This is a genomic window from Micrococcus sp. 63XJN7_6_ISO-PGPR-S23-444, assembly GCF_058072765.1.
Map to the genome: position 1 here is coordinate 820,216 of NZ_CM176516.1, position 23,248 is coordinate 843,463.

18 protein-coding genes and 2 tRNA genes are annotated in these 23,248 nt (G+C 75.2%); 12 read left to right on the forward strand and 8 right to left on the reverse strand.

Annotated features, from left to right (window positions below; all coding sequences use genetic code 11):
• The first annotated feature begins 62 nt into the window (after positions 1-62).
• From clpS to AC3RJ9_RS03830, 7 genes are read left to right on the forward strand one after another with little or no spacing between them, the layout of a single operon-like run.
• The gene (gene clpS / locus AC3RJ9_RS03800) at positions 63-425 is read left to right on the forward strand and encodes an ATP-dependent Clp protease adapter ClpS (RefSeq protein WP_095347689.1); all 363 of its coding nucleotides are present in this window, start codon (positions 63-65) and stop codon (positions 423-425) included.
• Between the two features lie 8 nt (positions 426-433).
• Entirely contained in the window at positions 434-1,201 is a 768-nt protein-coding gene (locus tag AC3RJ9_RS03805; protein ID WP_158183662.1) for a DUF2017 family protein, read from the forward strand.
• Entirely contained in the window at positions 1,198-2,130 is a 933-nt protein-coding gene (murI, locus tag AC3RJ9_RS03810; protein ID WP_041103213.1) for a glutamate racemase, read from the forward strand. The genes AC3RJ9_RS03805 and murI overlap by 4 nt, the downstream gene beginning before the upstream one ends.
• Positions 2,127-2,942: an MBL fold metallo-hydrolase gene (locus tag AC3RJ9_RS03815; RefSeq protein ID WP_041103211.1), complete on the forward strand. Its 816-nt coding sequence runs from the start codon at positions 2,127-2,129 to the stop codon at positions 2,940-2,942. Before murI ends, AC3RJ9_RS03815 begins: the two co-directional genes overlap by 4 nt.
• A gap of 22 nt (positions 2,943-2,964) precedes the next feature.
• A complete protein-coding gene (gene rph / locus AC3RJ9_RS03820; RefSeq protein ID WP_036313000.1) occupies positions 2,965-3,729 on the forward strand; it encodes a ribonuclease PH in 765 nt (254 codons plus the stop codon).
• Positions 3,726-4,415 (forward strand): non-canonical purine NTP pyrophosphatase, encoded by a 690-nt coding sequence (locus tag AC3RJ9_RS03825; RefSeq protein WP_036312997.1) that lies wholly within the window; start codon positions 3,726-3,728, stop codon positions 4,413-4,415. Before rph ends, AC3RJ9_RS03825 begins: the two co-directional genes overlap by 4 nt.
• Positions 4,412-5,557: a 3'-5' exonuclease gene (locus tag AC3RJ9_RS03830; protein ID WP_036312995.1), complete on the forward strand. Its 1,146-nt coding sequence runs from the start codon at positions 4,412-4,414 to the stop codon at positions 5,555-5,557. The genes AC3RJ9_RS03825 and AC3RJ9_RS03830 overlap by 4 nt, the downstream gene beginning before the upstream one ends.
• A gap of 5 nt (positions 5,558-5,562) precedes the next feature.
• Here AC3RJ9_RS03830 and AC3RJ9_RS03835 read toward each other — a convergent pair whose 3' ends face one another.
• Entirely contained in the window at positions 5,563-6,717 is a 1,155-nt protein-coding gene (locus AC3RJ9_RS03835; protein ID WP_036312992.1) for an ADP-ribosylglycohydrolase family protein, read from the reverse strand.
• A gap of 66 nt (positions 6,718-6,783) precedes the next feature.
• Here AC3RJ9_RS03835 and AC3RJ9_RS03840 point away from each other — a divergent pair, with 66 nt between their 5' ends.
• Together AC3RJ9_RS03840 and AC3RJ9_RS03845 are read left to right on the forward strand one after the other, a co-directional pair.
• The gene (locus tag AC3RJ9_RS03840; protein ID WP_036312989.1) at positions 6,784-8,007 is read left to right on the forward strand and encodes an exonuclease SbcCD subunit D; all 1,224 of its coding nucleotides are present in this window, start codon (positions 6,784-6,786) and stop codon (positions 8,005-8,007) included.
• Positions 8,004-11,048, forward strand: coding sequence for an AAA family ATPase (locus AC3RJ9_RS03845; protein WP_036312986.1), 3,045 nt, complete (start codon positions 8,004-8,006; stop codon positions 11,046-11,048). The genes AC3RJ9_RS03840 and AC3RJ9_RS03845 overlap by 4 nt, the downstream gene beginning before the upstream one ends.
• 46 nt (positions 11,049-11,094) lie before the next feature.
• Here the strand turns inward: AC3RJ9_RS03845 and AC3RJ9_RS03850 are convergent, their stop codons facing one another.
• The 7 genes from AC3RJ9_RS03850 to AC3RJ9_RS03880 form a co-directional block, all read right to left on the reverse strand.
• On the reverse strand, positions 11,095-14,328 hold the full coding sequence (locus tag AC3RJ9_RS03850; RefSeq protein WP_036312982.1) for an efflux RND transporter permease subunit: 3,234 nt from the start codon (positions 14,326-14,328) through the stop codon (positions 11,095-11,097).
• A 7-nt stretch (positions 14,329-14,335) separates the two neighbouring features.
• A complete protein-coding gene (locus AC3RJ9_RS03855) occupies positions 14,336-15,826 on the reverse strand; it encodes a malate:quinone oxidoreductase (protein WP_205805183.1) in 1,491 nt (496 codons plus the stop codon).
• 99 nt (positions 15,827-15,925) lie between these two features.
• Complete coding sequence (locus AC3RJ9_RS03860) at positions 15,926-17,590, reverse strand: ABC transporter substrate-binding protein (protein ID WP_036312976.1); 1,665 nt, start codon at positions 17,588-17,590, stop codon at positions 15,926-15,928.
• Between the two features lie 48 nt (positions 17,591-17,638).
• Positions 17,639-17,719 (reverse strand) — tRNA-Leu (locus AC3RJ9_RS03865).
• Positions 17,720-17,784: 65 nt separating this feature from the next.
• Positions 17,785-18,273 carry a thioredoxin-dependent thiol peroxidase gene (gene bcp, locus AC3RJ9_RS03870; protein WP_010078986.1) on the reverse strand — a complete coding sequence of 163 codons (489 nt, stop codon included), beginning with the start codon at positions 18,271-18,273 and terminating at the stop codon, positions 17,785-17,787.
• 82 nt (positions 18,274-18,355) lie between these two features.
• Positions 18,356-18,431 (reverse strand) — tRNA-Lys (locus AC3RJ9_RS03875).
• A gap of 67 nt (positions 18,432-18,498) precedes the next feature.
• A complete protein-coding gene (locus AC3RJ9_RS03880) occupies positions 18,499-19,047 on the reverse strand; it encodes a hypothetical protein (RefSeq protein ID WP_123244093.1) in 549 nt (182 codons plus the stop codon).
• 104 nt (positions 19,048-19,151) lie between these two features.
• On the opposite strand from AC3RJ9_RS03880, the gene ilvD reads away from it, so the two are divergent.
• The 3 genes from ilvD to AC3RJ9_RS03895 all read left to right on the forward strand — a co-directional run bounded on the left by ilvD (position 19,152) and on the right by AC3RJ9_RS03895 (position 23,032).
• The gene (ilvD, locus tag AC3RJ9_RS03885; RefSeq protein ID WP_069941567.1) at positions 19,152-20,879 is read left to right on the forward strand and encodes a dihydroxy-acid dehydratase; all 1,728 of its coding nucleotides are present in this window, start codon (positions 19,152-19,154) and stop codon (positions 20,877-20,879) included.
• 103 nt (positions 20,880-20,982) lie between these two features.
• Entirely contained in the window at positions 20,983-21,768 is a 786-nt protein-coding gene (nagB, locus tag AC3RJ9_RS03890) for a glucosamine-6-phosphate deaminase (RefSeq protein WP_123244092.1), read from the forward strand.
• A 43-nt stretch (positions 21,769-21,811) separates the two neighbouring features.
• Complete coding sequence (locus tag AC3RJ9_RS03895) at positions 21,812-23,032, forward strand: N-acetylglucosamine-6-phosphate deacetylase (RefSeq protein WP_123244091.1); 1,221 nt, start codon at positions 21,812-21,814, stop codon at positions 23,030-23,032.
• Positions 23,033-23,248 lie beyond the last annotated feature (216 nt).

The window sequence follows — 23,248 nt, forward strand, 5'->3', positions numbered from 1 at the left end:
GCCCACCCTAGTGGACCGTGGCGGGGCCGGTCCTGGCCCGCCCGCCTCGTACACTGGGGCGCATGTCCGTGCTGACCCGCCACGATCCGTCCGCGCCGCGCGCCGTGCGTCCGGCGCCGGCTGAGTCCGTCCCCGCCGGCGCCACCGACACCGCCCTGCTGGAGCGGCCTCACGAGGACACAGCCCGGGACCGGCCGTGGAACGTGGTGGTGTGGAACGACCCGGTGAACCTGATGAGCTACGTCGCCTACGTGTTCCGCACGCACTTCGGCTACTCCGCGGCCAAGGCGCAGCGGCTCATGCTCGAGGTCCACGAGCGGGGCCGGTCCGTGGTGGCGACGGGCACCAAGGAGAAGGCCGAGCTGCACGTGGGCGCGATGCACGGCTACGGGCTGTGGGCCACGCTGGAGCAGGCGGAGGACTGAGGAGGGGCATGGCAGAACGGTTCCGCTGGACGCGGCGGGGGTACACGGCGCAGCTGGAGCTGCCGGAGGTGCGCCTGCTGCGCGGGCTGGTCAGGGACGTCGTCGCCCTGCTCGAGGGCCGACGCGCGGACGTGCGCCCCGCCGAGGCGGACCCCGCCGAGGCCCCGGCCGCCGAGGACGGCGTCGACACGCCCGAAGATCCCCCGGCGGCGCCGCCGTCCGTGTCCGCCGCGGAGGACGCGGGCCCCGTGGCTGGGCTGGACGCGTCCGACGCCGCGTTCTGGGGGTTGGTCTCCGGCCTGCACCTGAGCCAGGACCCGGAGCCGCAGCGCTCGGCCCCCACCGACCCGGCCGTCGCACGCCTCCTGCCGGATGCGATGCCCCAGGCCGGCGCCGCCGAACAGGGCGCCCACCGGGCCCTGACCGAGGACGCCCTGTCGGAGGGGAAGCTCGCGGACGCGCGCCTGGCACTCGAGCTGCTGCGCTCGACGCGCGTGGAGGTCCCGCACGACCAGGCGCCGGCCTTCGGCCGCGCGCTCAACGACGTGCGCCTCGTCCTCGCGGCCCGCCTGGGCGTCGAGACCGAGGAGGACGCCGCCCGCGTGCACGCCGTGGACGACTGGCGCAGCGCGGAGGACGTCGAGTCCACCATGGCCCTGCTCTACAACTTCACCTCGTGGCTGCTGGAGACGCTCATGACGGAGATGCTCAGCGAGCTGCCCGAGGGCTCGGACGAGTCCGCGCCGGGCGCCGGGGACGCGGAGGGCGAGCAGTGAGCGGCCAGCGCGCCGCCGTGGACGCCGCCGCGCCCATCGGCGTGTTCGACTCGGGCGTGGGCGGGCTGACCGTGGCCCGGGCGATCATGGACCAGCTGCCCCACGAGTCCATCCTCTACGTGGGCGACACGGAGCACTCGCCGTACGGCCCGCGGCCCATCGCCGAGGTACGGGCCCTCGCCCTGGCGATCATGGACGAGCTCGTCGCGCGCGGCGTCAAGGCGCTCGTGATCGCGTGCAACTCCGCGTCGGCCGCCGTGCTGCGCGACGCCCGCGAGCGCTACACGGGAGGCCACGGCATCCCCGTGATCGAGGTGATCCAGCCCGCCGTGCGCCGCGCCGTGGCAGCCACCCGCACGGGCCGGATCGGTGTGATCGGCACCGAGGCGACCGTCGGGTCCCGCGCCTACGAGGACTCGTTCTCGGCCGCCCCGCACCTCGAGATCACCTCGGTCGCGTGCCCGCGGTTCGTGGAGTTCGTGGAGGCCGGCATCACCACCGGCCCCGAACTGCTGGAGACCGCCCGGGAGTACACGGCCCCGCTGCGTGCGGCGGGCGTGGACACCCTCGTGCTGGGATGCACCCACTACCCGCTGCTGACCGGCGCGCTCTCCCTCGTGATGGGGGAGGACGTCACGCTCGTCTCCTCCGCGGAGGAGACCGCCAAGGACCTCTACCGGGAACTGGTCCGCCTCGGCCTCGAGCACCCCCACTCGGCCGCGGGCTCCGGCCAGGCCACCCGCCACCGCTTCGCCGCCACCGGCGACCCCGACCACTTCCAGGCCCTCGCGCGCCGCTTCCTCGGACCCGAGGTCGAGTCCGTGCGACGCCTGGAGACGATCGGCGCGCCCCGCCCCGCGGCCGCGCCGGTCCCGACGCGCTCGGCGGCCTCCGTCCGGCCGGGCCCCGAGCAGGAGGGTGTGACGTGAAGCTGACCATCATCGGGGCCTCCGGGTCCTTCCCCGGCCCGGGCTCGCCCGCCTCGTGCTACCTCCTCACCGCCGAGGGCGTGGCCGAGGACGGCGTCACCCCGCGCACGTGGCGGATCCTGCTCGACCTCGGCAACGGCGCCCTCGGCGTGCTGCAGCGCTACGTCGAGCTCGAGGACCTGGACGGCATCCTGCTCTCCCACCTGCACCCGGACCACTTCATGGACCTGTGCGGGATGCACGTGGCCATCCGCTGGAACCCGGCCGGCTGGGGACGCGGCCGGCTGCCCGTCTACGGACCCGCCGGCACCGCCGACCGCATCGCCGAGGCGTACGGGATGGACCCCGAGCCGGGGATGCACCAGGACTTCGAGTTCCGGTGCTGGGCCGCCGGCCGCCCCGAGCGGCTCGGTCCGTTCCGGTTCACCCCGGTCCCCGTGCGCCATCCCATCGACGAGGCCTACGCGATCCGGGTCGAGGTGGACCGCGTCGACGACGACGGCGACGTCACCACCCGCGTGCTCACCTACTCCGGGGACACCGACGCGTGTGAGGGGCTCGTCGAGGCCGCGCGGGACGCGGACGTGTTCCTGTGCGAGGCCGCCTTCCACGAGGGCCGGGACGACGGCATCGACGGCGTCCACCTGACCGGCCGACGGGCCGGCGAGACGGCGGCGCAGGCCGGGGCCCGGAAGCTGCTGCTCACACACCTGCCGGTGTGGAACGATCCGCAGCGCGCCGTCCAGGAGGCCCGCGCGGTGTACGACGGCCCGCTGGCCGTCGCCGTCTCGGGGCTGAGCTACGGCGTCTGAGGGCGTGCCTAGACTGGAGGCCATGAGCTCTCCCGCCCCCACCGCCCCCCGCCCGGACGGCCGCGCCGTCGACGAGCTGCGCCCCATCACCATCACCCGGGGCTGGTCCCGGCAGGCGGAGGGCTCGGCCCTGATCGAGTTCGGGAACACCCGCGTGCTGTGCACCGCCTCCTTCACCGAGGGCGTGCCGCGCTGGCTCAAGGGCGAGGGGACCGGCTGGGTCACCGCCGAGTACGCGATGCTCCCGCGGGCCACCAACGAGCGCAGCCAGCGGGAGTCCGTCAAGGGCCGGATCGGCGGGCGCACCCACGAGATCTCCCGCCTGATCGGCCGGTCCCTGCGCGCCGTCATCGACCTGTCCGCCCTGGGGGAGAACACCATCGTCCTGGACTGCGACGTCCTCGATGCCGACGGCGGCACCCGCACCGCCGCCATCACGGGCGCCTACGTCGCCCTCGCCGAGGCGGTGGCCTGGGCGCGGCGCGAGGGGATCCTCGCGAAGGGCGCCGCCGTCCTCAAGGACTCCGTCGCCGCGGTGTCCGTGGGCATCGTGGACGGGGTGCCCGTCCTCGACCTGCCGTACGTGGAGGACGTGAAGGCGGAGACGGACATGAACGTGGTCGTCACCGGGGCCGGGGAGTTCGTGGAGGTGCAGGGCACCGCCGAGGGCGCGCCGTTCACCCGCGCCGAGCTGGACACCCTGCTGGACCTGGCCCTGATCGGCACGGGTGAGCTGGCCCGCGTCCAGGCCGAGACCCTGGCCGCCGCCACGGAGGACCGGGCGTGAGCGCGCCCGCCTCCTCGTCGGCAGGCCTGCCGGAGGGCGCCCGCGTCGTGCTCGCCACGCACAACGCGGGCAAGGTGCGCGAGCTGCGGCAGCTGCTCGCCGGCGCCGTGCCCGGCCTCGACGTGGAGGCCGCGGTGGTGGACGCGGGCGCCGTGGGCGCCCCGGACGTCGTCGAGGACGGCGTCACGTTCGCCCAGAACGCGCTGAAGAAGGCCCGCGCCGTGGCCGCGCACACGGGGCTGATCGCCGTCGCGGACGACTCCGGTCTGGCCGTGGACGTGCTGCACGGCGCCCCCGGGATCTTCTCGGCCCGCTGGGCCGGGCGCCACGGGGACGACCGTGCCAACCTCGAGCTGCTGCTGGCCCAGCTGGCCGACGTGCCGGACGAGCATCGGGGTGCCCAGTTCGTGTGCGCCGCCGCGCTCGCGGTCCCCAGCGGCCCGGACGCCGCGGGCGCCCGGGCCATCCACGTCGAGCACGTCGAGCACGGCCGCCTGCCCGGCACCCTGCTGCGCGAGCCCGTGGGGGACGGCGGCTTCGGCTACGACCCGATCCTGCGCCCCGAGGGCCGGGACGTGTCCACCGCGCAGCTGAGCCCCGAGGACAAGAACGCGATCAGCCACCGGGGGCACGCCTTCCGCGCCCTGCTGCCCTACCTGGTGGACGCGCTCGACGCGCGCCCGTGAGCGGCGGGCGCGCCCCCGTGCCGGGGCTGGACTTCACCGCGATCGACTTCGAGACCGCCAACGGCTTCCGCGGCTCCCCGTGTGCCGTGGGCGCCGTCCGGGTGCGGGACGGGGTCATGGTGGACCGTGCGGAGTGGCTGATCCGTCCGCCCGTCGGCTTCGACCGGTTCGATCCCCGCAACGTGCGCATCCACGGCATCACCGAGGACCGCGTCCTGGACGCCCCCCGGTTCGCGCAGGTGTACGACGAGCTCGCGGACTTCGTGGGGACGGACGTGCTCGCGGCGCACAACGCGGGCTTCGACGTCGGCGTCATCGAGTCCGGCCTCGAGGTCTCCGGCCGGGACGTGCCGGGCCTGGAGTTCGTGTGCACCCTGGTGCTGGCGCGCCGCGTCTACGACCTGCCCTCGTACGCCCTGCCCTCCGCGGCGCGCGAGGCCGGGTTCACCCCGGGACGCCACCACGACGCACTGGCCGACGCCGAGGCCTGCGCGGCCATCCTCGTGGACATCGGCCGGCGCGTGCTGGGGGCGCCGCCGGCCGACGCGGAGATTCTGCCCGGGCTGACCGACGCGCCGGCCGGCCGCGGCGTCGACCGCCTGATGCGGGCCCAGGGGCTGGGCGTCAGCGTCCTCGCCCCCCGGGCGGCGGGATCGGGCGCCGAGTCGAAGGCCACCCGCCAGGCCCGGCGCACTGAGGGCGTCTTCGACGCGCGGGTCCCGCTGCGGGACGAACGCGCCATGCCCGACTTCATGCGCTGGCCGGACGAGGGCGTCAATCCGCCCCCGAACCCGACCGCCGACCCGGGTCACCCCCTGTTCGGCCAGACCGTGGTGTTCACGGGCGGCATCGGCATGTCGCGTCAGAGTGCCAAGACGCGCGCGGCCGCGCACGGCGCGCAGACCGCGAACCGGGTGGGCGCGGCCACCACGATGCTCGTCGTGGGGGACGGCTTCGAGGCCGCGGACCTGCACCGCCCGCGCGCCGAGGACGGGGCACCGCAGGCCGTGACCACGGCGCTGGCGCACCGCAAGACGCGGGACGCCCTGCGCCGGCGGGACCGTGGGCAGGCCATCGCCCTGGTCTCCGAGGGGGAGTTCCTGCAGATGCTCGACGGGAACTGGCCGGACGCCGCGCGCTGAACCACTCAGGTGGTCGCGGCGCTCCAGCGCCGGGCGGCCTCCAGGACGACCTCGCGCTCGGCGATCCACCCCGGGACGGAGGCCTCGGCCGCGGCGCGGTCCGCGGGGTCGTGCGCGCCGAACACGGCGGTGCCGTGCGCCGCGCCGAGCACCTGCCCGGCCAGCGAGGCCGTGGAGTCGGAGTCGCCGTCGTGGTTCACGCCGATCCGCAGCGCCAGGGCGAGCGCCGCCGCCGGATCGGCCGGGTGCGCCGCCTGCGCGGTGAGCGCGGCATACAGCGCGATGGCCAGGGCCTCCTCCGCGACCCAGCCCTCGCCGAGCGCGGTGGGGAGGGCGCCGGGGGCGCCGGGGTCGGCGTCGACGGTGCCGGCCAGGTCGACCGCCGCGGTGACGGCGGCGCGGGTCTCCTCGGCCTCCTCGCCCAGGGTGTCGAGCCACGCGCGGGCGTGCGCGACCGCGGCGGCCAGGTCCAGGCCGCGCAGCAGGGCCGCGATGACGAGGGCGTACGCGGCCGCCGCGACCCACGCGGTGGGGTGGCCGTGCGTGAGGACGGCCCCCTGGCGGGCAAGGGACACGACGTGCGGGTCCTCGAGCCCCGGCACCATTCCGTACGGGGCCGAGCGCATGACCGTCCCGCAGCCCTTCGAACCCGGGTTGTGCGGGTCGCCCGGCAGGCCCATCCCCGGTTCGGCGAGCCCGCTCAGGCACGCGGTGCCCGGCGCGCGGCGCACCTTCAGCTCCGCGTGCGCGTCGATCCAGCGGGGCGGGGCCGGGGGAGCGCCCTCGGGCAGCGCGCCGTCCTGCGTGGCGAACCAGCGCAGGCACGCGAGCCACACGCACGCCGCAGGATCGGCCGGGACGCCGTCGTTCTGCCACTCGATCCACTCGAGCAGGCCGTCGAGCACGTACAGCGTCAGCTGCGTGTCGTCGGTGATCGGCAGGGCGTGGGCGCCCTGCTGGGCGAGCAGGTCCGCGGCGTCGGTGACGCCGGCGGGGCCGTGCACCGCCGCGATCCCCGACGCGGGGGTGAACTCGACGACGCCGCCCAGCGCGTCCCCGGCGGCACCGGCCGCGAGGAGGGCCAGGACCCGGTCGGCGTGCTCGGGGCCGGGCAGGGGCGTGGACGAGGAGGCGGTGGGCTCGGGCGCGGTGGCGGACATGCCGCCATCGTACGAGCTGCACCGCGTCGTGCTTATCCCGTCCACACCCTCCCTAGAGTGGGCCGCATGATCCTGCTGCACACCTCGGACTGGCATCTGGGCCGGTCGTTCCACGGCACCGGACTGCTCGAGGCCCAGGAGGAGGTCCTGGACGCCCTCGTCGCGACCGTGACGGAGCGCGGCGTGGACGCCGTCCTGCTGGCCGGGGACGTGTACGACCGCGCGCTGCCGCCGGCGGACGCCGTCCGGCTGCTGGACCGGACGCTCACCCGGCTGCACGCGGCCGGCGCCCAGGTGGTGCTCACGAGCGGCAACCACGACTCGGCGGTGCGCCTCGGCTTCGGCGGCGGACTCCTGGCGGCCGCGGGCGTGCACGTGCGCGCGGACGCGGCGGAGCTGGACCGCCCCGTGCTGCTCACCGAGCCCGGGGTCGACGGCGGTGCGGGCCAGACCGTGGCCGTCTACGGCATCCCCTACCTCGAACCGCGCCACCAGGGACCGGCCTGGGGCGTGGAGCCCCACCACACGGCCGTGCTGACGGAGGCGGTCCGCCGCGTCCACGCCGATCTGGCCGCCCGCCGCGCCGAGACGCCGGAGCCGGTGGCCGCCGTCGTGCTGGCCCACCTGTTCGCGGCCGGGGGCCACGGCTCCGAGTCCGAACGGGACATCGGCGAGGGCGAGCACGTTGAGCCGGACGCCCCGCCCGAGATGCTGGTGGGCACGCTGGGGCAGGTGCCGGTCTCCGTGTTCGACGGGCTCGACTACGCGGCCCTGGGCCACCTGCACGGCCGCCAGCGGCTGGCAGAGCACGTGCGGTACTCCGGCTCACCGCTGCCGTACTCCTTCGCCGAGGCGGGCCACCGCAAGGGCGGCTGGCTCGTCCACGTCACGGGCGGGGCCGTCACCGACGTCGAGGCCGTGGACTGGGACGCCGGACGGCGCCTGGCGGTGCTGTCCGGGCCGATCGAGGACCTGCTGGAGTCCCCGGAGTTCGCGTGGGCGGAGCAGTGCTGGGTGCAGGTCACCGTCACCGACGACGAACGCCCCGAGCGGGCCCTGGAGCGCCTGAAGACCCGGTTCCCCTCCGTGCTCGTCTTCCGCCACGAACCGGCCGGCGGGAGGCGGGCCCGGGAGCGGACCTACGCCCAGGTCCTGCGGCAGGCACCCTCGGACCACGCGCTCGCGGTCGGTTTCGTGGACCACGTCCGGCAGCGGCCGGCCAGCGAGGCGGAGCAGGACCTGCTGCGGGACGCCCTCGAGGCCGCCCGTGCGGCGGAGGTGCGCGCATGAGGATCCATCGGATGCGCCTGGAGGGGCTCGGGCCCTATGCCCAGGCGCAGGACGTCGACTTCGACCGGCTCAACGCGGCCGGCCTGTTCCTGCTGGACGGGCCCACCGGCGCGGGCAAGTCCACGGTGCTGGCCGCGCTGTGCTTCGCCCTCTACGGGACCGTGCCAGGCGGACGGTCGGCCGAGTCGCTCGTGACCACGCTGCGCGAGCCGGGCGCGGTGATCCCCGAGGTGCAGGTCGAGTTCACCGTGCAGGGCCGGCGCTTCGAGGTGGTCCGCTCACCCAAGCACGAGCGGCCCCGCCGGCGACGCAGCGCAGCGGGGGGCGCCACCGTCACCACGCAGGCCACGGTCTCCCTGCGGGAACGCGTGGCCGGGGAATGGACGGCGCCGCTCACCCGGGCGGACGAGGTCGGCCAGCAGATCGCGGCCGTCCTGCACCTGGACGCCGAGCAGTTCATACAGGTGGTCCTGCTGCCCCAGGGACAGTTCGCCCAGTTCCTCACCGCGAAGTCGGATGAGCGCCGCGTCCTGCTGCGGCGGCTCTTCGGCACGCAGCGCTTCGACGGCGTCGAGGAGCACCTGCGCGTCGAGACGGCCCGGCTGGACACCGCGGTGGCCGTGGACGCGGACGTGGCCCGGACCGCGCGGGCACAGCTGGCCGAGGCGCTCCACGAGGCGCTCGGCCCGGACTGGCATGCGCCGGAGCCGTCACCGGACACGGACGACCGGCTGCTCGCCCTCGCCGCCGAGCGCGCAGGTCGCGCCCACGAGGACGCGCGGGCCGACCTCGCCACGGCCCGCGCCGCGGAGCAGCGGGCCCGGGTGACGGCGCGTGAGCTGGAGACCCGCGGGCGGGACCTGGCCGCGGCCGAGGCGTGGGCGAGCCGTCGACGCGACCACGACGCCGAGGCCGAGACCGCCGCGGCGCGGCGCCGCGCCGTCGACGCCCATGAGCGCGCCGGGCGGGTGCTCGCGGCCGCCCAGCGGGCCTCCGCGGCGGCGGACGCCGCCGGCACCGCGTCGGAGGCGGTGACGGAGGCCCTGGCGCACGTCGAGGACGAGCCGACCGCGGCGGCGTGGCTCGCCGCCGCCCGGGCGGACGGGGCCGCCGATGCGCCCGCCTCCCGCCAGGCGCTGGGGGAGGCCGAGCGCGCCGCGGAGGCGGTGGCGCGCGCCGTCCGGGACCGTGACCGGATGCGCGAGCTGGAGCAGGAGGCGGCCGCCGCGGCGGAGCGTCGGGCCGAGATCGACCGCGACCGCGCCGCCCTGGTCGAGTCCCGCCCCGAGCGTGAGGCGGCCGTCGCGGCACACCGCGCGGTCGTCGAACGCGGCACCGAGCGTCTCGGCGCCCGGGAGGCCGTGGACCGCGCCGTGTCCGAGGCCGCCGCTCGCCGCACGGCCGCCGAGGCCGCGGCCGCCCGCGCCGTCGAGGTCGAGACCGCGGCCCGGGCCCACCGGGAGGCACAGGAGCGGCGACGTGAGGCCGCCGAACGGCACGTCGGTCTGCTGCGTGCCCGGTACGAGCAGGCCGCCTCCGAACTGGCGGAGCGGCTCGTGCCCGGCGAGCCGTGCGCCGTGTGCGGCTCGCCCGAGCACCCGGCCCCGGCCGCGACCGCGGACACCGCGGTGACCGAGGCGGACGTGCGGGACGCCGAGCAGGCCCGGACCGCGGCCGACCGGGCCGCGACCGACGCCGAGACCGCCCTGCGCGCCGCCGAGCAGACCCTCCGCTCGGCGGGCGAGGCCGCCGCCGGGCTCGCACCCGAGGCCGCGCGGGAGGCGCTCGAGCGCGCCGAGACCGAACGGGCCGCGCTGGACCAGGCGGCGAAGGACCTCGCCGCGGACCGCCGCCGGCTGACCGCCGCCGAGAAGACGCTCGCCGGGGCCGACGAGACCGCCGCCGCGCTCGCGGCCGAGGACGGCCGGCTCGCCGAGGCCGCCGCCCACCGCGCCGCCCGGCTGACCGAGCTGCGGGACGCCGTCGAGGCCGCCCGCGGCGACGCCGAGACCCTCGACGCCCGCCGCGACCAGGTCACCGCCGCACGCCGGGTCCTGGCCGCCCTCGCTGCGGCGCAGGACGAGGACGCGCGCGCCCGGGCGGTCGCCGACGAGACCGGACAGGCGCTCACCGCCACGCTGGCCGAACAGCGCTTCGACGACGTCGACGCGGCGCGCGCGGCCCGCCTCGAGGAGACGGAGGCCGCCGACCGCACGGCCGCCGTGCAGGAGTGGGACGCCGAACGGGCCCGCCTCGCCGAGCTCGAGGCGAGCGAGCCCGTCCGCCGGGGCCGCGCCCTCGCCGAGGCGGGCGTCGAGCCGCCGACCGAGGAGCAGACCCGCGCCGCCGCCGAGGCGCTCGCCGCGGCCGAGGCCGCGAGCTCGTCCCGGGCGACGGCGGTCGGGCGGCTCGATTCGCTCGTCGCCACGGTGCGCCGGCAGTCGGCCGCCCTGACCGAGGTCCTGGAGCGGTCCGCCGGGCTCATCGCCGAGCACACGCGGGTGCGGGGGCTGCTCGACCTCGTCCGCGGCGGCGGGGAGAACCTGCTCAAGATGCCCCTGACGAGCTATGTCCTCGCCGGGCGGCTCGAGGAGGTCGCCGCCGCGGCCACCGAGCGTCTGCTCGCCATGACGGACCAGCGGTATTCGATCGAGTACTCCGACGCCGTGGGCGGGCGCGGGAACAAGGGCCTCGAACTCGTCATCCGGGACCACTACGTGGACGAGACGCGCCACCCGGCCACGCTCTCGGGCGGCGAGACCTTCATGGCCTCCCTCGCCCTCGCCCTGGGGCTCGCGGACACCGTGCAGGCCGAAGCCGGCGGCATCGAACTGGACACGCTCTTCGTGGACGAGGGCTTCGGCTCGCTCGACGCGGACACCCTCGACGACGTCCTGGACGTCGTGGACACCCTGCGGACCGGTGGCCGGACCGTGGGCCTCGTCTCCCACGTCGAACGGATGAGGCAGGAGATCGGCGTGCGCCTCGAGGTGCGCAAGGACCGGCGCGGCTCGAGCCTCGCGGTGCACGACGGCGCCTGAGCGACGGGGGTGCGCCCCGCCGCCCCGGCCCGCGCCACGCGTGAGGTCAGGCCCGGCGCCACCGCCGGCGGAGGCGCTGCCGGAGTCGGCCGAGGCGTCCGGCGTCGAGCTCGGACGGGGCCGCCCAACGCTCCTCAGCCCGGCGCGCCTGCTCGGCCGCGCGCTCGGCCGCGACGCGCTGCGCCTCCCGCTCGGCCGCGACACGGCGCTCCTCCTGCAGGCGGCGCTCCCCGCGGACCTCGGTGAGCCGGTACAGCACGGGCACGAGCACGAGCGTGAGCAGGGTGGAGGACACCAGGCCGCCCACCACGGCCACCGCGAGGGGCTGGGAGATGAACCCCGCGTGCCCCGTGATGCCCAGGGCCATCGGGGTCATGGCCAGGATGGTGGCCAGGGCCGTCATCACCACCGGGCGCACGCGGTTGAGCGCGCCCACCTCGATCGCCTCGTCCAAGGTCATGCCGCGGTCGCGGCGGTACTGGTTGATCAGGTCGATCAGCACGATCGCGTTCGTCACCACGATGCCCACCAGCATGAGCAGCCCGATCATCGTGGACAGTCCCAGCGGCGTGCCGGTGGCCAGCAGCGCCAGGAACACGCCCGTGGCGGCGAAGGGGATCGACACGAGCAGCACGAGCGGCTGGCGCAGCGAGTTGAACGTCGCCACCATCACGACGTACACGGTCGCCACGGCAGCCAGCAGCGCCAGTCCGAGGTCCCGGAACGTCTGCGCCTGCTGCTCCGCCGCGCCGCCCACGGCCGCGGTGACGCCCTCGGGCAGGTCCAGCTCCGCCACGGCCTGCGTGACCCGGCGCGAGACGGCCCCGAGGTCCTCGTCGTCCGGGGTCACCGTGACGACGGCGGTCCGCTCGCCGTTCGAGGACGTCACCCGGGCGGGCACCGGCACTCGCGAGACCTCGGCGAGGTCCCCCAGCGGCACGGGCCCCTCGGCCGTCTCCACGGGCACCTGGCGCAGGGCGTCGAGGGACTCGACCGGCTCCGGGTCACCCAGCTGCACCGCGAAGCTCTCGAACCCGAAGCGGACGTCGCCCACGGGCACGGCCTGCAGGGCGGCGGCGGCCTGGCCGGCCACCGCCTCCTCGGTCAGGCCGAGCCGGGCGGCGGCGACGGTGTCCACGTCCACCTGGAACGTCGGGCGCAGGTCCGAAGCCGGCGTCGTCACCTCGCGGGCACCCTCGACGGGCCGCAGCGCCTCGGCGACCTGATCGGCGGCCGCGGTGAGGGCCTGCGGGTCGGGGGCGGAGACGGCCACCTCGATGTCCTGGCCGCCGCTCGGCCCCTGCTGTGTGGAGACGGACACGTCGCCCACGCCGTCGAGACCCGTGAGCTCGGCGCGCACCCCGTCCTGGAGGGCCACCTGGTCCGCATCCGGGTCGGTCACCACCGTGAACCGCGCCCGGTCCGCCGAGGAGCCGCCGAAGGCCCCCATCGGACCGGCGGCGGTGCCGGCCGTCCACTGGACCGTCTCGACGCCGTCGGTGTCCAGCAGCACCCGCTCGATGCGCTCGGCGGCGGCGGCCGTGGTCTCCAGCGACGTCCCCGGCTCCTGCTCCGCCGTGACGACGAACGAGTTCTGTCCCGAGTCGCCCAGGAGGTTCGTGGGGATCAGCGGGACCAGCGCGGCCGTGCCGGCCAGCAGCGCCAGGGCGGCGGCGAGGGTGACCACGGTGTGCCGCTGTGTCCAGCGCAGCACCGGGCGGTAGGCCCGGGTGAGCCATCCGCCGGCCGCCACGGGCCGGTCGCCGGGGACGGCGGGCGCGGCCGTGGTCTCGGCCCCGCGCCGCGGGGAGCGCAGGAACCACCAGCACAGCACCGGCACGATCGTCAGGGCGACGACGAGGGAGGCCAGCAGGGCGACCGTGGCGGTCACGGCGAAGGGCCGGAACAGCTCGCCGGCCAGGCCGCCCACGAAGGCGATGGGCAGGAACACGGCCACGGAGACGAGGGTGGAGGCGGTGATCGCGGTGGCGACCTCGCGCGTGCCGTCCAGGATCGCGGTGCGCCGGTCGGCACCCAGGCCGAGGTGCCGGCGGATGTTCTCCACCACCACGATCGCGTCGTCCACGACTCGGCCGATCGAGATCGTCAGCGCCCCGAGCGTCAGCGTGTTGAGGGAGTAGCCGAAGGCCGCCACCCCGATGAGGGCGGCCAGCAGGGACAGCGGAATGGACACGGCGGTGACGAGGGTGGAGCGCACCGAGAGCAGGAACACGGCGATCACCAGCACGGCGAACGCCAGGCCCAGCAGGCCCTCCTGGAACAGCGTGTCGATGGACTGCTGGATGAACGGGGCCTGGTCGAACACCACGGTCAGGTCCGCGCCGCCGCCGACCAGGGACGCCAGCTCCGGCAGGGCGTCGCGCACGGCCTGCGAGACCGCCACGAGGTCGGCGTCCGGGGTCGCGGTCACGGAGACGGACAGCGTCGGCACCCCGTCGGTGCGGGTCAGGGACGTGGGGGCCGCGGCCACGAGGGTGACGTCGGCGACCTCGTCCAGGGTGCGCGGTTCGCCGTCGCCGGAGGGAGCGACGACGATCCCGCGCAGGCCCTCGAGGTCCTCGACGGCGGCGCCCGCCTGGACGGGATAGGTGGTCGCCCCCTCGGTGACCTGGCCGACGGGGAAGAGGCCGGCGTTCTCCTCGAGTGCGTCGGTGATGTCGGAGGTGGTCAGCCCGGCGGCGGCGAGCGCGGCCGGGTCCGGGACCACGGAGACGTTCTCGTCCGTGCCGCCGAGGACGTCGGCGCCACGGACGCCGTCGATCTTCTGCAGCCGCGGGGCCAGGACGTCCTCGGCGCGGCGGCGCAGGGTGTTGAGGTCCTCGTCCCCGGACAGGGCGAGGAAGACCACCGGGAAGTCGGAGACGGAGCCCGCGAAGGACGAGGTCTCCGCCTCCTCCGGCAGCTGCGGCCCCAGGTTGGCCACCACGCGGTCCACCTGGGACCGGGCCCGGTTCAGGTCTGTGCCGTAGGCGAACTCCAGCTGGACCGCGTTGAAGCCGGACTGCGACGTGGACCGCGAGGATTCGAGCCCCTCCACGGCCTGCAGGGCCGTCTCGAGGGGCTCGCCCACCTGAGCGTCCACGACCTCGGGGGACGCCCCCGGGTAGAGCGTCGAGACGGAGATGACGGGCAGCTCGAGCGGGGGGATCAGCTCCCGCTTGAGCTGCCCGGCGGAGAGGACGCCGAACACCGCGATGAACACGGTGACGAGCGCCACGAGCGCCCGCCGACCGAGTGAGAACCGTGCGAGCGCTCCCATCGGGGCGTCAGGCCAGCTTCAGTGCGGCGTCCGTGACGGTGCGGACCTCGTCCAGCAGCGCCGGGTCGTCGTTGAGCGTGTGGCCCAGGGACGGGATGAGCTCCTTGAGCGTGCCGTCCCAGCCGGCCATCTTCGCGGGGAAGCAGCGCTCGAGCAGCTTCACCATGATGGGGGCCGCGGTGGAGGCGCCCGGCGAGGCGCCGAGCAGGCCGCCGAGCGAGCCGTCCGCGTGCGTGACGACCTCGGTGCCGAACTGCAGGACGCCGCCGAAGCGGCCCTTGCGCTTCATCACCTGCACGCGCTGGCCCGCGGTGATCAGCTCCCACTCGCCGCCGTCGGCCTCCGGGTAGAACTCGTGCAGCGCGTCGATCTTCTTGTCCCGGGACTTCAGCACCTCGGTCACGAGGTACTTGGTCAGGTCCATGTTGTCCTTGGCCACGTCCAGCATCGTGCTGAGGTTGTGCGGGCGCACGGACAGCGGCAGGTCCAGGTAGGAGCCGGTCTTGAGGAAGTTCGTGGAGAACCCGGCGTAGGGGCCGAACAGCAGGGAGCGCTTGCCGTTGACGAAGCGGGTGTCCAGGTGGGGCACGGACATCGGCGGGGCGCCGACGGCGGCCTGGCCGTACACCTTGGCCATGTGCTGGTTGACCACGGACTCGTCCGTGCAGCGCAGGAACTGGCCGGAGACCGGGAAGCCGCCGAAGCCCTTGGCCTCGGGGATGCCGGACTTCTGCAGCAGGGGCAGGGCGCCGCCGCCGGCACCGACGAAGACGAAGCGGGCGCGGTCCACGAGCTCGGAGCCGGCGGCCTTGTTCTTGACCTTGACCTCCCAGCGGCCGTCCGTGCCGCGGGTGAGGCCGGTGACCTTGTGACCGAAGCGCACCTCGGCGCCGGCGCCGGCCATGGCCGTGATGAGCTGGCGGGTGAGGGAGCCGAAGTCGACGTCGGTGCCGCCGGTGTTGCGGGACGCCGCCAGGCGCTGGCCCGGCTCACGGCCCTCGATCAGCAGCGGGGCCCAGGCACGGATCTGCTCCGGGTCCTCGCTGTGCTCCATGCCGGCGAACAGCGGCTGGGCGGACATGGCCTCATAGCGGGTGCGGAGGTAGTCCGCGTGGTCGTCACCCCACACGAAGGACATGTGCGGCAGCGGGTTGATGAAGGACTTGGGGTCCTTGAGCGTGCCGTCCGCCACCAGGGAGGACCAGAACTGGCGGGTGGTCCAGAACTGCTCGTTGATGCCCAGCGCCTTGGTGACGTCCACCCGTCCGTTCTTGTCCATGGGCGAGTAGTTCAGCTCGCACAGGGCGGCGTGGCCGGTGCCCGCGTTGTTCCACGGGTCGGAGGACTCCAGGCCGGCCTGATCGAGGCTCTCGTACAGGGCGATGGACCAGGTGGGCTCGAGCTTCTGCAGCAGCACGCCCAGGGTGGCGCTCATGATGCCGCCGCCGATCAGGACGACGTCGTGGGTGGCGGTGGACGAGGTGGTGGGCACGGTCAACTCCTGAAGCAGAACGACGGCGGGTGGGCGCAGTGCGACCAGGCCGAGCAGTGGCGGTCGGGCCGGGCGCCGTGATCTCCCACTGTACTACCGGTGCGTTCAGCCTTCGGTCAGCCTGACGCGCGAGAAGGGCTCGTCCAGCTGCGGCGACGTCGGGTAGGAGGCCACGCGCGGGCCGGTGGCCAGGGCCGAGATCGGATAGACCAGCGGCAGCGCCGGCAGGTCGAGGGCCATGGCCCGGACGACGCGGCGGAACAGGGCGCGGCGTGTGTCGTCGTCGGTCTCGGCCGCCGCCGCGTCCACGTCCTCGACGACGCGCGGGTTGCGGTAGCCGGTCTCGGCGCGGCCCGAGCGCGCGAAGGGCTCGAGGAACGCGTGCGGGTCTCGGTAGTCGCCGGTGCGGCCCATCAGGTGCAGGGCTCGGGTGGGTCGGGAGACGACGGCGTGCAGGTAGTCCTGGTCCTCCGGCACGGGCACGGGCACGATGTGCATCCCCACCGCGCCGAGGTCGCGGGCGACCATCGCGTAGACCCGCTCAGGCTCGGGCAGGGAGGGACGGGCCGTGCCAGCCGGGTAGAGGAACTCCAACGGCTCCCCGTCGTATCCCGCCAGGCCGAGGAACTCGCGGGCCCGGCCCGGGTTGACGTCGTAGCGCCGAGCCTCCTCGTCGCCGACGCCGAGGGACGGGGGGACGAGGTCGTGGGCCAGGCGGGTGCCCTCGAGGAAGACGTCGCTGCCGGCGATGCGCGGGCGGTCCACCGCGTACGCGATCGCCTGGCGCAGGTACTGCGCGTGCACGAGCGGATGGTCCAGGTTCATGCCCACGTAGAGCACGCCCAGGGGGTCCCGGGGCAGCACCTGGGTGCCGGCCTCGACGAGGGGGCGCAGCTGGCCGGGGGCGACGACGTCGATCACGTCCGCCGTGCCGCGCCGCAGCTCCCGCAGGCGCACGGAGGCCCGACCCCACGCCTGCACGGCCACCGGATGCGCCGCCGGATCGGAGCCGCGGTGGCGGGCGCTGGGGACCAGGAACGTTGCGCCCGAGGCACCCGGGTGGGCGCGCGTGAGCTCGGCGGTCTCCGCGGCGTCGGCCCAGCGGTAGGGGCCGGTGCCGGCGGGGGTGGTGACCTCGGAGCCGTCCACGTCGACCGTGCGGTCCCACGAGGCCGGCGAGGAGATCGCGAAGGCCGGCGAGGCCAGCGCGGCCGCGAGGTGACGGCGCGGGGAGTGCAGGCGCAGCCGCACCTCGAGCTCTCCGTGCGCCTCGACGCCGGCGAAGGCGGAGTCCGCGTCCCCGGCGTATCCGCCGAAGGCCGAGACGAACGAGGAGGGCGGGGAGACGGTCCCGTCCACGGGCGCAGGTGCGGCGGCCCACCGCTCGATGTTCGCGACCACGGCGGCGGCATCGCACGGCTCGCCGTCGTCGAACACCACCCCGGAGACCAGGTGGAACGTGTGGAGGCGGCCGCCGTCGGACTCCTCGTGCCGCTCGGCGAGGCGGGGCGTGGGGGCGCCGGTGTCCGCGTCCACGCCGAGCAGCGTCTCGAAGACCTGGCGGATCAGACGGAAGGACTCGACGTCCAGCGCGCGGGCCGGGTCCCGCGTCAGCGCCCGCGCCGGGGCGCCGACCACGAGCAGCCGGCCCGGGCCCGAGGAGCTCGGGGCGGCCGAGGACGGCGCCGCGGGCGACGTCGTGCAGCCGGCCACGCCCAGGCCGAGCAGGCCCAGGCCCCCGCCGAGGAAGGCGCGGCGAGTGGGCTGCATGGCGGCCTCCTCTGGCAGGTGACGTCGGGGTCGGGCGGGCCCGGGGAGTGCGGGCGGGGGGACTCGAACCCCCACGTCCAGGACACTGGAACCTAAATCCAGCGCGTCTACCAGTTCCGCCACGCCCGCGCACACCCCGCGCACGGGGCGAGGCCCGATCCTACCGTGCGGTGCCCGGGCGCGGCGGGCGCGGATCAGGCCTCGTCGAGGCCGAGGGTGCGGCGCAGTCGGGCCACGTGGCCGGTCGCCTTCACGTTGTACTGCGCGTGGGTGACCTTCCCGTCCGGGCCGACGACGATCGTGGAGCGGATCAGACCCTCGAAGGTCCGCCCGTAGTTCTTCTTCTCGCCCCAGGCGCCGTAGGCCTCGGCCACCGCGTGGTCCTCGTCCGAGAGCAGGGGGAACGTCAGGCCCTCCTGCTCGGCGAACCGGATGATCTTGCCGATCGGGTCGGGGGAGATCCCCAGGACGACGTAACCGGCCGCGGTGAGGGAGGCGAGGCTGTCCCGGAAGTCGCAGGCCTGCGTGGTGCAGCCGGGCGTGGACGCGGCCGGGTAGAAGTAGACGATCGTGTGCTTGCCCGCGCTGTCACGCAGCGAGACGGGCCGGCCCTCCTGGTCCTGGAGGGTGAACGCAGGTGCCGTGTCGCCGGGCTGGAGGCGGTGCTGGGTCGTGTCGGTCATGGGCCCAAGCCTACGGTGGGGCCTGCCGGGAGCGGAGACGACGAAGGCCCCGTCTCCGTGGAGACGGGGCCTTCGCTTCGTGTGGTGCACCCCCCGGGACTCGAACCCGGAACCTGCTGATTAAGAGTCAGATGCTCTACCGGTTGAGCTAGAGGTGCAGGTGCCGCACCGCCTCTCGGATCGCTCCGGTGCGCCGTGCAACGAGGTGAAACCCTACCAGGGGTTTCAGACGCCGCGCAAATCGGGGGGCGTGACGTCCGTCGTGTCCGGCTCCGGGGCCGCGTAGAGGCGGTCCAGCTCATCCATGAACGCGGTCATGAAGGCGTGGAAGTCGGTGGCGTCCTCGGCCTGGTCGAGCTCTGCGGTGCCGTCCTCCGTGAGGTCGCCCACCGGGACGCGCGTGTGCTCCGGGACGTCGAACCACGTGCGGAAGCCCGTGACGGTCTCCACCTGATAGCCGCTGCCCGTGTCCGCCACGGTGGCGATGTTGGCCAGGCCCACCTCGACGACGTCGGCGCGGTCCGCGGAGGCCTCGGTCACCGGGCCGTGCGGGTCGTCCTCGGCCACGCCCGGCGCGCGACGGTCGTGGTCGTCCGGGGTGGAGGTGGGGTCGAACGGGCACAGCAGCATCTCGAGCGGCTGGTGGCGGTAGCCGATGACGAGGGGGGAGGAGGAGCCCGAGGGCTGGCCGTAGACGACGTTGTAGTCGCCATGGTTGAACACGCGCGCATCGAAGACGCGGCGCAGCCGTCTGTGCAGGGTGGGCGTGTCCATGGCCCCAACGTACGCGGACCCGTCCGCACGTGTCATGCCGCGGCACCCGTCACACGGGGACGTCGCGTCGGCCCGGTGGCGCCGTGCTCACTAGACTCCGCGGCATGGACTCCGCCGCGTCGACTCCCAGCACCCCGTCCGCCGCTCCCGACATCAAGCCGCGCTCGCGCGACGTCACCGACGGGATGGAGCGCACCGCCGCCCGCGGCATGCTCCGCGCGGTCGGCATGGGGGACGAGGACTTCGGCAAGCCGCAGATCGGCATCGCGTCGTCCTGGAACGAGATCACCCCCTGCAACCTCTCCCTGGACCGCCTCGCCCAGGCCTCGAAGGACGGCGTCCACGCCGCCGGTGGATATCCGCTGGAGTTCGGCACGGTCTCCGTCTCGGACGGCATCTCCATGGGCCACGAGGGCATGCACTTCTCCCTCGTCTCCCGCGAGGTGATCGCGGACTCGGTGGAGACCGTGATGATGGCCGAGCGCCTGGACGGCTCCGTCCTGCTCGCCGGCTGCGACAAGTCGCTGCCGGGCATGCTCATGGCCGCCGCCCGCCTGGACCTGGCGTCCGTGTTCGTCTACGCAGGCTCGATCATGCCGGGCGTGGCCCGCCTGACCGACGGCACCGAGAGGCAGGTGACCATCATCGACGCCTTCGAGGCGGTCGGCGCCTGCGCCCGCGGTCTCATGTCCGAGGAGGACCTGCTCCGCATCGAGAAGTCCATCGCCCCGGGTGAGGGCGCCTGCGGCGGCATGTACACCGCCAACACCATGGCCTCCATCGGTGAGGCCCTCGGCATGTCCCTGCCCGGTTCCGCCGCCGCCCCCTCCGCGGACCGCCGCCGCGACGCCTTCGCGCGCCGCTCCGGCGAGGCCGTGGTGAACATGCTCCGCCAGGGCATCACGGCCCGGGACATCATGACCAAGCCCGCGTTCGAGAACGCGATCGCCGTGACCATGGCGTTCGGCGGCTCCACCAACGCCGTGCTGCACCTGCTCGCCATCGCCCGGGAGGCGGGCGTGGACCTGCAGCTGTCCGACTTCAACCGCATCGCCGACCGCACCCCGCACATCGCCGACCTCAAGCCGTTCGGTCAGTACGTCATGACGGACGTGGACCGCATCGGCGGCGTCCCGGTGGTCATGAAGGCCCTGCTGGACGAGGGCCTGCTGCACGGGGACACCCTCACCGTCACCGGCAAGACCCTCGCCGAGAACCTGGCCGCGCTCGATCCGGACCCGGTGGACGGCAAGGTCATCCGGACCATGGACGACGCGATGCACCCCAACGGCGGCATCGCGATCCTCCACGGCTCGCTGGCCCCGGAGGGCGCTGTCGTGAAGTCCGCCGGCTTCGATGCGGACGTCTTCGAGGGCACCGCGCGCGTCTTCGACCGGGAGCGCGCCGCCATGGACGCCCTCGAGGACGGGACCATCGCCGCCGGCGACGTGGTGGTCATCCGCTATGAGGGGCCGAAGGGCGGCCCGGGCATGCGCGAGATGCTCGCGATCACCGGCGCGATCAAGGGGGCGGGTCTGGGCAAGGACGTCCTGCTGATCACCGACGGGCGCTTCTCCGGCGGCACCACCGGCCTGTGCATCGGCCACATCGCCCCCGAGGCCGCCGAGGGAGGGCCGATCGGGCTGGTGCAGGACGGCGACCGCATCCGCGTGGACATCGCCGGACGCACCATGGACCTGCTCGTGGACGAGGCCGAGCTCGCCGCCCGCCGCGAGTCCTGGAAGCCGGTGGAGCCGAAGTTCACCACGGGCGTGCTGGGCAAGTACGCCAAGCTGGTGCACTCGGCCGCCGAGGGCGCCTACCTGGGCTGAGGGCCGGTCGGCCCGCACGCCGAGACGAGCAGAGGATGAGCATGCACGAGACCGACGCCCGGGCCGGGGGAACCCCGCCGCGTCCCGGGCGGGAGGCGCGCTGATGGAGGTCGTCATCCTGCCCGACGCCGCCGCCCTGGGCCGGCACGGCGCGGACGCGGTGGCCGCCCACGTGGCGGCCCGTCCCGAGGCCGTCCTGGGGCTGGCCACCGGCTCCTCGCCGCTGCCCGTCTACGCCGAGCTCGCCCGCCGGGTCCGGGACGGGGAGCTGTCCCTGCGCTCCTGCCGCGCGTTCCTGCTGGACGAGTACGTCGGCCTGCCCGCGGGACACCCCGAGTCCTACCGCACCGTGATCGAGCGGGAGTTCGTCGCGCGCACGGACATCGCCCCGGAGGCCGTGCACGGTCCGGACGGCGGGGCGGCGGACGTCCCGGGCGCCTGCGCCGCCTACGAGGAGGCGCTGCGTGAGGCCGGCGGCGTGGACGTGCAGCTGCTCGGCGTGGGCACGGACGGGCACATCGCGTTCAACGAGCCCGGCTCCTCCCTCGCCTCCCGCACGCGCATCAAGGTGCTCGCCGAGCAGACCCGGCGGGACAACGCCCGCTTCTTCGACGGCGACCTCGACCAGGTGCCGACCCACTGCCTCACCCAGGGCGTCGGCACGATCCTCGACGCCCGGCACCTGGTCCTGCTGGCCCGGGGCGAGGGAAAGGCCGAGGCGGTGCGGCAGCTCGTGGAGGGCCCCGTGAGCGCGCGCTGGCCGGTCACGGCCCTGCAGCTGCACCCGCATGTGACCGTCCTCGTGGACGAGGCCGCCGCCGGGCGACTCGAGCTCGCGGGGGAGTACCGCCACATGTGGGAGGCCAAGCCGTCCTGGCAGGGCCTCTGAGCGCCCCTCGTCCATCGACCCGCCCACCCCGGAAGGTGCATCCGTGCCCGCCTCGGTCCCTCACCGGCCGCGCGCCGAGCAGGCGTCGCCGGCCGCCGCGTCCCCGTCGGTGCTGTGCGCGGACCGCGTCCATGACGGTGAGCGCCTCGGCGGCCCCGGCTGGATCGCCCTGGCCGAGGGCCGGGTGGTGGCCGTCGGGGGCGGGGACCCGCCGCGCACCCACGGCCCCGTCCACGACCTCGGCGACGCCCTCCTCGCTCCCGGCTGCGTGGACGTGCACTGCCACGGCGGCGGCGGACACGCCTTCGAGTCCGGCGCGGCCGCGGCACGCGCGGCGGCCGCGGCCCACGTTCGCGCGGGCACGACCACGGTGGTGGCCTCCCTCGTCACGGACGAGGTCGACGCGCTCGCGGCGCAGCTGACGGCCCTGACGCCCCTGTGCGCAGAGGGGGTGCTGGCCGGCGTGCACCTCGAGGGTCCCTGGCTCTCGCCCCTGCACCGCGGCGCGCACCGGGCCGCGTCGCTGCGGGCGCCGGAGCCCGAGGACGTCGCTCGCCTCGTCGAGGTCGGCGCGGGCCACCTGGCGATGGTCACGCTGGCCCCCGAGCTGCCCGGGGCCCTCGACGCGGTGGGCCGGCTGGCGGAGGCGGGCGTCGTCGTCGCGATCGGCCACACGGACGCCTCCTACGAGACCACGCGCGCGGCGATCGACGCGGGGGCGCGGATGGCCACGCACCTGCACAACGCGTGCCGGCCCACCCACCATCGCGAGCCCGGGCCGGCCGTCGCCCTGCTGGAGGACCCGCGCGTGGGGATCGAGACCATCGTGGACGGCGTCCACCTGCATGCGGCCACGGTGCGGCGGGTCGCCCGGGAGGCCGGGGAGCGGTGGATCCTCGTCTCGGACTCCATGGCCGCCGCCGGCTGCGGCGACGGCGAGTTCCCCCTCGGGCCGCTGCGGGTCCGGGTCCACGACGGCGTCGCGCGGGTGGTCGGCGCGGACGGCGCAGCCGGGGCCATCGCCGGGTCCACGGCCACGGTCACCGGCTCGGTGCGCTCCGCCGTCGTCGCCGGGGTCGACCTCGACGCCGCGCTGCGGGCGGCGACGGCCGCGCCCGCGGACGCCCTGGGGCTTCCCGACGTCGGCCGGCTCCGAGCCGGGAGCCGAGCGGACGCCGTCGTCTTCGGCCCCGAGCTCGAGGTGCGCGGGGTGCTCCATCACGGAACGTGGGTGAAGGCGGCCGCCCCCGCGGCGGCTGACTAGGGTGGGCGCAGGCCCGGGATCCGACCCCGACCGCCCGGTCGTCTCACGATGTGACGCTTTATCTCACATTGCGAGACAGGCGGGTGGTCGATGGCGGACGGGGCGCACGGCTGTCGATACTGAGACCACCCCGAAGGACCCGGCGGCCCGTGTCCCCACCTCAGACTCCGCCACGCCGGCCCGATCCGTCATCGACGCGGCCACGGTCCCCGACGC

Coding starts and splice junctions, on each gene's coding strand:
- bcp (WP_010078986.1), bottom strand. CDS start 18,273: ATGACCGACACGACCCAGCACCGCCTCCAGCCCGGCGACACGGCACCT.
- nagB (WP_123244092.1), top strand. CDS start 20,983: ATGGAGGTCGTCATCCTGCCCGACGCCGCCGCCCTGGGCCGGCACGGC.
- AC3RJ9_RS03835 (WP_036312992.1), bottom strand. CDS start 6,717: ATGTCCGCCACCGCGCCCGAGCCCACCGCCTCCTCGTCCACGCCCCTG.
- rph (WP_036313000.1), top strand. CDS start 2,965: ATGAGCTCTCCCGCCCCCACCGCCCCCCGCCCGGACGGCCGCGCCGTC.
- clpS (WP_095347689.1), top strand. CDS start 63: ATGTCCGTGCTGACCCGCCACGATCCGTCCGCGCCGCGCGCCGTGCGT.
- AC3RJ9_RS03845 (WP_036312986.1), top strand. CDS start 8,004: ATGAGGATCCATCGGATGCGCCTGGAGGGGCTCGGGCCCTATGCCCAG.
- AC3RJ9_RS03880 (WP_123244093.1), bottom strand. CDS start 19,047: ATGGACACGCCCACCCTGCACAGACGGCTGCGCCGCGTCTTCGATGCG.
- AC3RJ9_RS03850 (WP_036312982.1), bottom strand. CDS start 14,328: ATGGGAGCGCTCGCACGGTTCTCACTCGGTCGGCGGGCGCTCGTGGCG.
- AC3RJ9_RS03805 (WP_158183662.1), top strand. CDS start 434: ATGGCAGAACGGTTCCGCTGGACGCGGCGGGGGTACACGGCGCAGCTG.
- AC3RJ9_RS03860 (WP_036312976.1), bottom strand. CDS start 17,590: ATGCAGCCCACTCGCCGCGCCTTCCTCGGCGGGGGCCTGGGCCTGCTC.
- ilvD (WP_069941567.1), top strand. CDS start 19,152: ATGGACTCCGCCGCGTCGACTCCCAGCACCCCGTCCGCCGCTCCCGAC.
- AC3RJ9_RS03840 (WP_036312989.1), top strand. CDS start 6,784: ATGATCCTGCTGCACACCTCGGACTGGCATCTGGGCCGGTCGTTCCAC.